The sequence below is a fragment of the Roseibium sp. HPY-6 genome, from assembly GCF_040530035.1.
Lineage (GTDB): Bacteria > Pseudomonadota > Alphaproteobacteria > Rhizobiales > Stappiaceae > Roseibium.
The window spans coordinates 775464-787708 of sequence record NZ_JBEWCD010000002.1 but is presented as its reverse complement, the minus strand read 5'-3'; the positions used below and the strand labels follow the sequence as shown (position 1 = coordinate 787708).

The 12245-nt window shown below is 56.9% G+C and carries 11 protein-coding genes and 1 tRNA gene; 4 read left to right on the top strand and 8 right to left on the bottom strand.

Translation table 11 applies throughout. The features are described from left to right. The first annotated feature begins 36 nt into the window (after nucleotides 1-36). Complete coding sequence (pheT, locus tag ABVF61_RS15005) at nucleotides 37-2454, top strand: phenylalanine--tRNA ligase subunit beta (protein WP_353994350.1); 2418 nt, start codon at nucleotides 37-39, stop codon at nucleotides 2452-2454. A 32-nt stretch (nucleotides 2455-2486) separates the two neighbouring features. Here pheT and ABVF61_RS15000 read toward each other — a convergent pair whose 3' ends face one another. Beyond that, nucleotides 2487-2807, bottom strand: a complete 321-nt coding sequence (locus tag ABVF61_RS15000; RefSeq protein WP_353994349.1) for a hypothetical protein — start codon at nucleotides 2805-2807, stop codon at nucleotides 2487-2489. 637 nt (nucleotides 2808-3444) lie between these two features. Then, nucleotides 3445-3786, bottom strand: a complete 342-nt coding sequence (locus ABVF61_RS14995; protein WP_353994348.1) for a cyclin family protein — start codon at nucleotides 3784-3786, stop codon at nucleotides 3445-3447. A gap of 183 nt (nucleotides 3787-3969) precedes the next feature. On the opposite strand from ABVF61_RS14995, the gene ABVF61_RS14990 reads away from it, so the two are divergent. After that, nucleotides 3970-4620, top strand: coding sequence for a nucleotidyltransferase family protein (locus tag ABVF61_RS14990; RefSeq protein ID WP_353994347.1), 651 nt, complete (start codon nucleotides 3970-3972; stop codon nucleotides 4618-4620). Between the two features lie 16 nt (nucleotides 4621-4636). Here ABVF61_RS14990 and pabB read toward each other — a convergent pair whose 3' ends face one another. From pabB to ABVF61_RS14965, 5 genes are all read right to left on the bottom strand, one after another. Continuing rightward, nucleotides 4637-6493: an aminodeoxychorismate synthase component I gene (gene pabB / locus ABVF61_RS14985; RefSeq protein WP_353994346.1), complete on the bottom strand. Its 1857-nt coding sequence runs from the start codon at nucleotides 6491-6493 to the stop codon at nucleotides 4637-4639. 176 nt (nucleotides 6494-6669) lie between these two features. Next, on the bottom strand, nucleotides 6670-8160 hold the full coding sequence (locus tag ABVF61_RS14980) for a methyl-accepting chemotaxis protein (protein ID WP_353994345.1): 1491 nt from the start codon (nucleotides 8158-8160) through the stop codon (nucleotides 6670-6672). Continuing rightward, nucleotides 8157-8480, bottom strand: a complete 324-nt coding sequence (locus ABVF61_RS14975; RefSeq protein WP_353994344.1) for a hypothetical protein — start codon at nucleotides 8478-8480, stop codon at nucleotides 8157-8159. Before ABVF61_RS14975 ends, ABVF61_RS14980 begins: the two co-directional genes overlap by 4 nt. Before the next feature lie 222 nt (nucleotides 8481-8702). After that, the gene (msrA, locus tag ABVF61_RS14970; protein ID WP_353994343.1) at nucleotides 8703-9368 is read right to left on the bottom strand and encodes a peptide-methionine (S)-S-oxide reductase MsrA; all 666 of its coding nucleotides are present in this window, start codon (nucleotides 9366-9368) and stop codon (nucleotides 8703-8705) included. A 137-nt stretch (nucleotides 9369-9505) separates the two neighbouring features. After that, entirely contained in the window at nucleotides 9506-9832 is a 327-nt protein-coding gene (locus ABVF61_RS14965) for a hypothetical protein (protein WP_353994342.1), read from the bottom strand. Nucleotides 9833-10152: 320 nt separating this feature from the next. Here ABVF61_RS14965 and ABVF61_RS14960 point away from each other — a divergent pair. Then, a tRNA-Ser gene (locus ABVF61_RS14960) sits at nucleotides 10153-10242 on the top strand. Between the two features lie 218 nt (nucleotides 10243-10460). Next, on the top strand, nucleotides 10461-11015 hold the full coding sequence (locus ABVF61_RS14955; protein WP_353994341.1) for a GNAT family N-acetyltransferase: 555 nt from the start codon (nucleotides 10461-10463) through the stop codon (nucleotides 11013-11015). A gap of 439 nt (nucleotides 11016-11454) precedes the next feature. Here ABVF61_RS14955 and ABVF61_RS14950 read toward each other — a convergent pair whose 3' ends face one another. Next, the gene (locus tag ABVF61_RS14950; RefSeq protein ID WP_353994340.1) at nucleotides 11455-12237 is read right to left on the bottom strand and encodes an ATP-binding cassette domain-containing protein; all 783 of its coding nucleotides are present in this window, start codon (nucleotides 12235-12237) and stop codon (nucleotides 11455-11457) included. Between the last annotated feature and the right edge of the window lie 8 nt (nucleotides 12238-12245).

Sequence of the window (12245 nt, the reverse complement as noted above, 5' to 3'; positions counted from 1 at the left end):
CCTGAATGCGCCGCCAAGCGATAAAGAGTTATTGAGATGAAATTCACCCTTTCCTGGCTCAAGGAGCATCTGGAAACCGACGCAACATTGGATGAGATTGTCGAAACTCTCACCATGATCGGGCTCGAGGTCGAAGAGGTTACCAATCGTGCCGACAGGCTGAAACCATTCAAGATCGCGCGGGTTCTGGAAGCTGAACAGCATCCGAATGCAGACAGGCTGCGTGTGCTCAAGGTGGACACGGGCGAAGGCGAGCCGGTTCAGATCGTGTGCGGTGCGCCCAATGCGCGCGCGGGCCTTGTCGGCGTGCTCGGCAATCCCGGCGATTATATTCCCGGCCTCGACGTCACGCTCTCGGTCGGCAAGATCCGCGACGTCGAAAGCTTCGGCATGATGTGTTCGGAACGCGAGCTCGAGCTTTCCGACGAACATGACGGCATCATCGACCTGCCTGCGGATGCTCCGGTTGGCGTCAATTACGCAGAGTGGGCGGGTCTGGACGAACCGGTGATCGAAATCGGCCTGACGCCGAACCGCCCGGACTGCACCGGCGTCTACGGGATTGCGCGAGACCTGGCGGCTGCCGGACTTGGCAAGCTGAAGGAACGCTCGCATGAGCAGATCCGCGGAAGCTATCCGTGTCCGGTCAGTGTTGCCCTCGACTTCGGCGACACCAAAACGATGTGCAAGGCCTTCGGTCTCAGACTGGTCAGGGGCGTGAAAAACGGGCCTTCGCCCAAATGGCTTCAGGACCGCCTGACGGCGATCGGTCTGCGACCGATCAATATTCTGGTCGACATCACCAACTATATCACGTTTGACCAGGGGCGCCCGCTCCACGTGTTCGACGCAGACAAGGTTCACGGAAACCTTGTCGTGCGGCGCGGCAATAGCGGGGAGACGATCGAGGGCCTCAACGGCAAGTCCTATGAACTCGATGACACGGTTTGTGTGATCGCAGACGACAACGGCGTCGAAAGCCTTGGCGGCATCCTGGGCGGCGAACCGTCCGGGTGTACGGAAGAAACCGTCAACGTGCTGATTGAATCCGCTCTCTGGGACGAAGACGACATTGCCGCGACGGGCCGGAAGCTAGGTGTCAACACGGATGCCCGTTACCGGTTCGAGCGCGGGGTTGATCCGGATTACATGATGCCAGGGCTTGAATATGCAACGCGTATGGTTCTCGACCTGTGCGGTGGAGAGGCGTCGGAAACCACTCAGGCGGGGCGCGTTCCCGACAGCAGCAACATTATCGATTTTCCATATTCGGAGATCCAGCGCCTGTCCGGTGTCGAAGTATCTCAGGCAGAAGCAAATCTGACCCTGAAGTCGCTTGGCTTCTGGATTTCCGGTGCCGGTGAGACAGTCAAGGTGGCCGCACCGAGCTGGCGTCCCGATATCGAGGGCAAGGCGGATCTGGTTGAGGAAATTGTCCGGATCATCGGGCTCGATCGTGTGCCACTTACGCCGCTGCCGCGCACCGGGACCGTCGGCCAGAAGGTTCTCACCACCGGGCAGATACGGCGCAACAAGGCGCGTCGTGCTCTTGCCGCACGTGGGTTCAACGAGGCGGTCACGTGGTCCTTCATTTCCAGGCCGCAAGCCGAACTCTTCGGTGGTGGAAGCGCTGCACTTGCCCTTGCCAATCCGATTTCCCACGAAATGTCGGATATGCGCCCCAGCCTGTTGCCCGGGTTGCTGGCCGCTGCGCAGCGCAACGCCGACCGCGGCTTCGGAGACGTTGCCCTATTTGAAATCGGCCAGGTTTTCCATGACGACAGCCCGGAGGGACAGAAGATGGTCGCTGCGGGCGTGCGCCGGGGCACAGCCAAGCTTCAGGGCTCCGGGCGTCACTGGTCCGGGGCTTCGGCCAATGTGGATGTCTATGACGCAAAGGCTGACGCCGAGGCGGCGCTGGCGGCAATCGGCGCACCAGTCGACCGGCTTCAGGTCTACACCGATGCCCCGGCCACTTTTCATCCGGGCCGGTCGGGCAGTTTGAAGCTCGGACCGAAAAACACGCTTGCCGTCTTCGGAGAGGTCCACCCGCGCACGCTGGCAGATCTTGATATAGAAGGCCCGCTGGTTGCGTTTGAGATCGATCTGGACGCCTTGCCGCAACCGAAGAAAAAGGGTGGCGGCTCCAAGGGCGCGCTCAATGCCAGCCATCTCATGCCGGTTCGGCGCGATTTTGCGTTTCTTGTCGGCAAGGATGTATCTGCCGAGACTCTTCTCAAATCGGCAAAAGGCGCAGAAAAGACGCTCATTGCCGAGGTTACCCTGTTCGACATTTATGAAGGACAGGGTGTGCCGGACGACCAGAAATCCGTTGCCATCGATGTTCTGTTGCAGCCGCGGCAGAAAACATTGACGGATGAGGAGATCGATGCGGTCTCCCGCAAAATCATCGCCAATGTCGAAAAGGCAACGGGTGGTACGCTCAGGGGATAGTCACGCTCCCGGCTAAATGGGTACGCGCAGCGTCAATTGTTGTTGCTGCGCGGATCCACACAGATCTGCACCGGACACTTGGGCTGGTCCTTGGTCGGCACATTGGTCGTCCGCAGCGTCTGATTCGGAAAACAACTGTTCCGGCTCGACACGTATCGATCGAACCTGACGTCCCCCGATTTCAGATTGATCGCGCCGAACCTCTTGATCAGGTCGTGAGTCTGTTTGCAGGTCAGCTGCGCCGTATTGGGCTGGCGCCGCGTCTGAGCATCAGCGGGCTGACCAAACACGAGAAACAGGACCGAACACATACCGGCTGCCACCAAAGGTCCCGCAATTTTTAGTTGCTTCATTGTATTATTCCCGCACGTCGCAAGACCAGCCCTGTATTTTCAGGCAACAGCTTGTAATATCTTAAGTCCGGCATCGAGAAGTAGGCAATCCTTGTTTCATAAATGTGAAACAGTTCTGAATGGCGACTGCTTCTGCACAGGTCGGCGCAAGTCATACACCGCCGGAAGCTTGTATCCGGTTTTAGCGAATAAATCTTGATCAAGAGATAATTTTGGTTAGCGGAAGTTCCGGCTTCTAAAGCATCTGTTGCCGACAGGACATTTCGGGTTGTCTTTGGTCGCCGCAAATTTGGGGCGCATCATGTTCGAATCCGGCAGACAATAGCGCACGTCGGAAATAAACCTGTCGAATGTCGATGGACCGGTTGTCATCACGACGCTTCCACGCTGCTTTACGATGGACTGCGCCTGCGCGCAGGTAAGTTGACGCGTATCGGGTCGTGCCGACTGCGCTTGAGCGGCCAATTGGCTCGAAAGCAGAATCACTGTCCCGATTGTCGCCAGCCGAAGGCCCGATCGCACAAAAATTCTGCCAGTCATTGCACCAACTCCTTCCGGGCGCCGCAGGGATCTAAGTCTGGTGTCCGGTCACCCCGAAAGCCTCGTGATCCGGGAACCGCGCTCCGACAGAGTAGCGCTAGTCGTTGAACCTTAGAATGTTGGGATCAATACAGACCCGAACCCGGCAGCGCTTGACGTCCTTCGTCGGCACCCACTGGTTCCTCGCCACCTCGCCGTGCTGGCAAAAGTTCTTCGTGTAGACATATCTGTCAAACGTGTATTGGCCAGTGCTCATGACGACAGCGCCGTTTTGCTGGATCAACGACTGAACCTGCGAGCAGGAGAGCGCCCTTGTGTCGGGCCGCCGGGACTGCGCGTCCGACGGTTGCGAGGAAACGAAAACCAAAGCGGCACTTCCGAGCGCCAGAAGCGTGTACGTACCTGCCCTGCCGCCAGGTACTTTCGAAAAAACGGTCATTTGCAACATCCAAGCATGGTTGCCCCATCTCAAGCATGGCACCCCGACCGAGTGTGTCAAGCAACAGAGTGGTGTACAGCTGACATGCCATTTTCAACCGGGATTTGACGCCTCGCAAAAAGTACGGATGCCGCAAGACTCAGAATCGGCTAGTGTTTTCCGCCGATCCCTCAGGATGATTTCATGACCGACAATCCGGCAATCGACATCCCTTTCGCCAGGCTTGGCAACCCGTGTGAGGCGAGCGAAGAGGAGCGCTGCGAGCGTCTCACGGAGATCATCAAGGATATCCCGCATATCATGACCATTGTGCGGACCATTCGCGATTTACGGCTCCCGGATGCCTGGCTGGTGTCCGGCGGGATTTACCAGACTGTCTGGAACGTCATCACCGATCGTCCGCATCTGCATGGGATCAAGGACTTCGATGTCATCTATTTCGACGGCAAAGATCCTTCCTATGAGGCTGAGGACAGGGTGATCAAGCAGGTGGAAGCTGCGCTCCCGGACCTCGCAGCGCTTCTGGAAGTGCGCAACCAGGCGCGTGTGCATCTCTGGTATGAAGAAAAATTCGGCCGCCCTTATCGCCCGCTTGACTGTTCCATGGACGCTTTAACCACCTATGCCGCGAGAACCCATGCAGTCGCACTGCGGATGAACGACAGCGGCGAGCCTGTTGTTCATGCACCCTTTGGCCTGGCGAACCTTTTCGCGATGCGACTGGTGCCCAACTATTCCCAGAAGAACCCGGAGACGTACGCGGAAAAAGCCGCACGGATGAAGGCACTCTGGCCGGAGCTGGATATCATTCCCTGGAACCAGGAGCACCGGTAAGCCGGACGCCCCCTGCTCAGCCAACCTGCCGCGCGACATTCACATCCGCATCGACCCGTTGATCCACCGTCTCTGCCCCGGTGGCCGATAACAAGCGGCCCTTGACCAGACCCCTTACCGAGTTGCCGACATAAATCTCGTCGGCACTTTCCAGGTCTGCTGTTTTCAGATCGGCTTCGACGGCCAGACCGCACTCCAGGAGAGCTGCGCGGAAAGTCCCCGGCAACACACCATGCCGAAGGGCCGGCGTCACAAGGACACCGTCTTTTTTCAAGAACAGCGACATGTAGCTGCCCTCGGTGAGAAATCCTTCCTCGTTCAAAAACAACACTTCCTGGCACCCGGTTTCCGCCTGATACCGTGTGCGCGTGTCATCATAGAACGCACGGTTTGTTGTCTTGTGAAACAGGAAGCGGTCCGTCGAGCAGGTTCTCTCCTGCGCCAGCACAAGGTTGAAGACGGTGTTCTGATCGACTGGTGTGAGATCGGTTGACGTGATCGAGACATCACTCGCTGCATTCAACAGAAGCCGCACCCTGCGTGGGCCGGTGAATTCCAGTGCCTTTTGCTGCAAGGCTTCGCGGACCTGGAGCAAATCCATCTGAAAGCCAAAATAAGATGCCGATTTCTGCAGCCTTTGCAGGTGCCGTTCAAACAGCAGATACCCTTCCGCCGGATCAAATGCCATGGTTTCGATCAGGTCGAATTCAGGCATGTCATCAGTCATGAATTTCAGCTTGAGAATACACTCGTCATATTCCGGAGCAGCACCGGAATCGAAAACCACTCCGGATCCGGTTCCGGCTTCGCCGGTCCCGTCGTCGCGCAGCACAAGTGTGCGAATGGCAACATTCAGGCGGAAATCGCCGCCGGGCGCCAGATAACCGATGGAACCGGTATAGACGCCGCGCGGGCCGCTCTCCAGATCGTGGGCAATCTGCATGGCGCTCAGTTTCGGTGCGCCGGTGATCGATCCACAGGGAAAGAGACGCTCGACAATATCGGAGAAACCAATGTTTCTTGGAACGCGCGCTTCGACAGTCGACGTCATCTGATGGAGGCTTCTGTATCGCTCGACGTCACACAGCTTCGTCACCTTAACCGATCCCGTCTCGGCGATGCGCGACAGATCGTTGCGCATCAGATCGACTATCATGGTGTTTTCCGAGCGCTGCTTAGGGTCGTTCGCAAGTTCCCTGGCAATGCGGGTATCTTCAGAAGCATACCGGCCGCGCGGTGCGGTGCCTTTCATCGGGCGGGTGCGCAGCAGCGTTCCCGTTCGTTCCAGAAAGAGTTCGGGAGACAGAGAAAGGACCGTACGATCCTCCATTTGAATGTAGGCTGCAAATTCGACAGGCTGCCGCCGCATCAGGTCCAGAAAAAGATGCTCCGGCGCGCCCTTGTGAGACAGCGCCGCCCGCAATGTAAGATTGACCTGATAAATGTCCCCCTTGGCCAAATGAGACCGTACCCGCCCAAACGCCTGGCCATAGGCGGCCCTGTCCATGTCGAAGGATGGTACCCGGAAGGAGCTTTCGCCAGCGTCATTGGCGGTTTCCAGGAGCGTGCGTGCCGCTTCAAGCGAAATTTCGCGAGCCGTGTCGTAAACACCAAACCAGAGGAGAGGCTCGGTCGTCGCTTCAATGCGCCGTCTGAGCTTTTCTTCAAAGGCATATCCAAGCTCATAGGCAAGGTAGCCCGCCGCGTACTTGCCCCCCAGCTGAACCTGCTCCAACCGCCGAAGGCAGGTCTCAACGTCTTCCAATGCCGTGCAGGTGACGATTTCGCGCGGTGCTTCGAAAAGCAAGGCGGAGTGCTGCTTCAGGAGATCCAAAAGCAGAATTGATCCGGGCTTTAGCGCGCTTGAAGACATCTCTTGCCGATTTCCGAGTGAGACAGCCATCGACCCCCTTGTGCCCTGAGTCTGATGGCGCAAATGGCTCCATGACATCCAAGCGACATCAGGTCAAGTTTTCTCTCGGCCGAACAAAAAAACGGCCGGCTGAAGAACAGCCGGCCAGGTCAATTCCAGACGTCTTTCTTAAATCCTTATGCAGCGGCAACGTCATGCAGGAAAGTATCGATGGCTCGGCGCATTTCGGACGTTTCCGCGTCCAGAACCTCGGTCGTTTCCGCCATGGAGGATGCCGATTGGCTCGTGCGCTCGGCCGATTCCCGTACACTGCCGATATTGTCCGCGACGCGTCCGGTGCCGTCGGCGGCTTCGGCGACGTTGCGCGAGATTTCCTGCGTTGCGGCGCCCTGTTCGTCGACAGCCGCCGCGATCGCCGCGGTATAGCTGTTGACCTCGTCCATGGTTGCAGCGATTGCACCAATGGAATCCACCGCGTCCTTGGTTTCCGCCTGGATGGCGGAAATCTGCGCGCCGATTTCTTCCGTAGCCTTGGATGTCTGGGTCGCCAGCTCCTTTACCTCCGAGGCGACAACCGCAAACCCTTTACCGGCCTCGCCTGCGCGCGCGGCTTCGATCGTCGCGTTGAGCGCGAGCAGGTTCGTCTGCTCGGCAATTGCCTGGATCAGCGTGACAACCTCGCCAATGCGATTGGCCGCTTCCGCAAGACCCGCAACTTTCTGGTTGCTTGTTTGCGCATTTTCTGTGGCCTTGACGACGATTCCGGTCGTCTGTTCGACCTGGCGGGAGATTTCTGCAATCGAGGACGACAATTCCTCGGCCGCCGACGCAACCATCTGAACGTTGGAGGAGGCGGTTTCAGACGCGTCGGAGACGGACACGGCCCGTCCGGTCGTATCCTGCGCAACTGTGCCCAATTCCTCGGCCGAGCCGCGCATTTCGCCGACTTTCACGCTGACACCGTCAAGCTTGGAAGCAATCTCGTTCTGGAATTCCGAAATCCGGCCGGCAATAACCGACTGCTTCTCACGCTCCAGTTCTGTGTGACGGGAGTTTTCTTCCTGGAGGTGAATGGCCTCTTCCTGTGCCCTCTCCGCCTCTTCGCGGGCCTGATCTGATGCGTTGAACGCTGTTGCCAGCGAGTTGGTCATCCACCAGAGTGCCGCCACTTCAGCAATGAGGACCACCGCGTGGAACACGACGCGTGCGAAATCGGCACCATTGGGAAAGACAGCCCAGGGCATGAGGAAATTGAGTGCCAGGTGGTGAACGGCAACAACTGCCGCGTAAGCGACCAGCGCGCGCCAGTCCACCCAGCTTGCCAGGATCGCCAGCACTGCGAAGAAATACATGTGACCGTCGATCTGGAAGGAGTTTTCTCCGCCAGGTGTCGCGAGCGACGCGACGAAAAGCGCTACGAGGCCAGCCAGCGACATCGCTGTTGCCATGCGCGTTTCAACCCCTGAACCGAATTTCATCCAGGTAAAGGTCGCTGCAGCTCCAATTGCAAGTGCAGCACCGGCAACGATTACAAACGACACATTGCCAACCAGCCAGGCAGTAACGGCGACAAGACCGACATTGAACCATGTGAAGTAAATTACGATCTTGCAAAATCGTTCCCGGAAACAGTCCAGTCCCGATGCCCCCGCACTCATATCACTCATATTGACTTCTCCAGTGAGACGCCGGACAAGCGCGCGCAAGCCATCGCGATCACGCTTGAGGCGACAAAGCCGGCCCCTGCCTCGTAGAGCCGGTTGATAAATTGCTGGTCGGTGGATTCCGTAAGGGCAACCCAGGACCCGTCGTTGACAAAAATGATCGGGCCTTCGGCGTGGGCGACAACCTCCAGGGCGGGCTTGCCCCAGGGCATCGCAAAGACGGCCACAGGCCCCTTGCCGCCAGGTGTCAGAGACGCCACCAGAACGAGCACGCAGCATCCCAGGAAATAAGCAGCCGCAAAGATTTTTGCGGAACGGTTCATCTCATGCACCCTCAGACAGCCCTACTTCCAGCTGAGGATTACGCTCTTACTTTAATAAAAACTGAACTGACGTGACGGAATGGCAAAATAAAAAGCTCAGACCTGCAATCTAGTCCAGGTTGCAGGCCACGGGCACATGTATTCATGCAAAAACATTCGGAAAAATTACGAGGCGCTGCGCGCATTCCTGCAGATACAGAGCCCCGTAGTTCGAATCGCGTATCAGGCCGCGGGGCCCAGACCGGTTGGGCACGCGACGCCGGTTCCGCCGATGCCACAATAGCCGCCCGGGTTCTTCGCGAGATATTGCTGGTGATAGTCCTCGGCGAAAAAGAACGTGTCGAGTTCCCGAATTTCGGTGGTGATACCGGAGGTGACACCACCAGAGGCCAGCGCCGCCTGATAAGCATCTTTGGTGCTCTCGGCGAGCGCCAGGTCATCTGACGAGTTGACGTAAACCGCGGATCTGTACTGCGTTCCGGTGTCGTTGCCCTGACGCATGCCCTGTGTCGGGTCATGATTTTCCCAGAACACTTTCAAGAGATCCATCAGGCTCACCACAGCTGGGTCATAGGCGACAAGAACGGCCTCGGTATGTCCGGTCCGACCCGTACAGGTTTCGTGATAGGTCGGGTTTTCGGTGTAGCCGCCCGCATAGCCGACAGCGGTCACGTAAACGCCGGGAATTTGCCAGAACAAGCGTTCGGCACCCCAAAAACATCCCATGCCGAAAAGAACCGTTTTCGTACCCTCCGGATAGGGCCTGTCAAGCGGCTTGCCGTTCACGAAGTGCGGTTCGGACGGCACGATGGCTTCCGCACGTCCGGGCAAGGCATCCTCTTTGCCCGGCAGTGAGAACTTTTTGGTCAACATGGTCATGAAGGACATTGCGGATCTCCCGTCGAGGCGACCGGGCCTTGCAATCACTGCAATAGGCCTCCGCCGCGTCACAAGCATTACCCGCAATGTGGCGCAGTTGACCGCGCATTCCAAGTGCGATCACGGATGCGTGTTGGTTCTCTCGCTCAGGCGAACTGCGGCTGATAGCCCCGGCGCCGTGCACCGAGCCACAAAAACGCAAGACCAAGGGGTGCAAATACAGCCCATACCGGCCAGGTCATCAACGTCAGAAGCACCGGATCCCAAAGGGCCGGGTGGACATGGCGTTCAATGGCCGGCTGCAGAATGGGGAACGTATCCGGAAACAGACTGAACAGAAGCTGTCCCAAGGGCTGCAACTGCGTCTGCGACTGAGCGATGGAGGTACTGGCGTCTGAAATCCCTGCAATTATGGCAACGGCAAGCAATCCCAGGCCCGCGAGGCGAAATATAAACTTAAATACACTGATCATTTCGGTTACCGGCCTTTAAAATAAAAAACCATTACTTAATCGGGTTTCGTTTGTTTCAGCGCGGGTTCCCTTGAAATTCGAGGAATGCAGCGCTTCCTTAGAGTAATATCGCAAAACCCTTGTTCAATAATTGATATTCAACACATTCTTGTGAGATAGCGCAACCCTTTCTAGGTCGCAGCGAAACATACGCAAACGCACCGGTCAATCCGATGTCGATCCACAGCTGAAAGAGAGCTGGAAAAAAACCGTTCCAGGCGCTTGCACTTGACCTCTAGCTGAGTATATTGCGCGGCACTCAAGCGGCTCCCGCTTGGAACGGACAGGTGGCCGAGTGGCTGAAGGCGCACGCCTGGAACGCGTGTATACGGGCAACCGTATCGAGGGTTCGAATCCCTCTCTGTCCGCCATATTTCATAAAAAGTGGTGGTCCCGAACCCGCTCAACGGGATCAGAGCGACATAATTGATTTTCTAGCCTTGTTTAGGTTGGTTCGACCCCATTATCGGGCGAGCTGGTTGCAAAGTGGTTTCAACATCAATGGCAGGTTTGCGGACAAAGCTGCCCTTAATTGTCATACCATGAACGTCCGGTTTCTATCCTTACACTGTTTAGATATACTGGTCAGATGACCCCAGGGGATCAACTTTCTGGTTTACCTCAAGACGGTATTGAAGTGTTTCGCACAGAGCGGCTTTCCGTGCGCAAATGGCGACCAGCCGATGAGCCTGATCTGTTGACGCTCTACAGCATCGACAAAGTCGTGCGATGGGTCGACGACGGGCACGCGCTGTCTGCGTCAGAAGCCGCTCGATGGATGGAGGTCACATTTTCGAACTACGAAAAACGCGGCTACGGCATGTTCGCAATTGAAGACGGCAAGACGGCGAAAACAATTGGTTTTGGCGGACTTGTGCATCCGGGCAACCAAGACGACGCCGAAGTCAAATACGCGTTCTTTCCCGAAGTGTGGGAGCGTGGCATTGCCACCGAGTTTGTGCAAGGCCTTGCAAAGTGGGCAATGTCCGCACTCGGATTAACCCACATGATTGCAACCGTTGCACCAGAAAATTTAGCCTCGCAACGAGTACTTGTTAAATCCGGCTTCCGACAGATCGAAGCTCGAATAGAGAGCGATGGCAGCCGCACCGAGGTTTTTGAGGTGTACTTGCACGCGTGTTAAAGCGGCAATTCGTAGCTTTGCAGCATCGGCCAGAATGGGCTCAAAGCGGACTTTTGACGCTCGGTCGCTAGTCGATGACAAACGAGGGTTATTCCAACCCATCACAAGTTTAATACATACCCAAACCCAGAAGAGAATTTAAAACCGCTTCCCAGTTTTCCAGTTCCTTGAAAATATCATCGAAATGGTTCGGATTTTCTCCCAGCAGGTCCGACATAATTTTCATCGGTTCATTTCGCACTTGGCATCCGCGATTGCTTCGAAATCGGGGGCGATGGCACTGAATTTGACTGCCAATCCAATGACAAGCGTCGTGCGTTCAAATGTGTCGACGTCGACAACGGCGCGTGTCGCTATGGTTGAGCAGGGATCGCCTGAGAGAGTTCCTAAGCGAGACGGCTCTTACGTACGCGTTGTCAATTCTCTGCGCGCGGCAGGGTCAATCGATCTGTTCAAGGTCTTCTTCAAGCTCGCTCATGTCTTCGCCGCCGGCCATGAGATTGAGAACTTCCTCGCGAGACTTTTCGCCCCGCTTAAAAGAGGCTGCGACTTCTCCCTGAATCAGAACAACGAATGCGTCACCGACGCTCATGGCGTGGCGCGCATTGTGCGTGATGAAAACAATGCCGGCCCCGTTTTGACGGGCAATCCGCATCATCTTCAGAACCATTGCGGCTTCCTTGACACCCAAGGCCGATGTCGGCTCATCGAGGATCAGCATCTTGGCACCGAAATACATCGCCCGCCCGATTGCCAGCACCTGGCGTTCGCCGCCGGACATGGTTCCGACGAGCTGATCTCCGCTGGTTACCCGAGTGAGGCCGAATTTCTGCATCTGATCCACCGCAACTTCGTTGGCAAGCCGTGTGTCGATGCTTCGAAACGGCCAACGGCCTTTGACAGGTTCAGCTCCCAGAAAGAAGTTGCGGCCAACGCTCATCAGCGGGATGGAACCGACGTCCTGATGGACTGTTGCGATACCGCGCTGGCGTGCATCGCGGGGCGTGGCAAATCTGGTTGGCTTGCCGTCGAACATCAGTGTCCCGGACGTTGGCTGGTGATAGCCGGAGAGGACTTTGATCAGGGTCGACTTGCCGGCACCGTTGTCGCCCAGGAGGCAAAGGATCTTGCCCGGCTCGACCTGCATCGACACTTGTTTCAGGGCCTTGGTGGAACCGAAAAACTTGTCGACGTCGCGCAATTCCATGAGAGGCTGAGACATGGCGGATC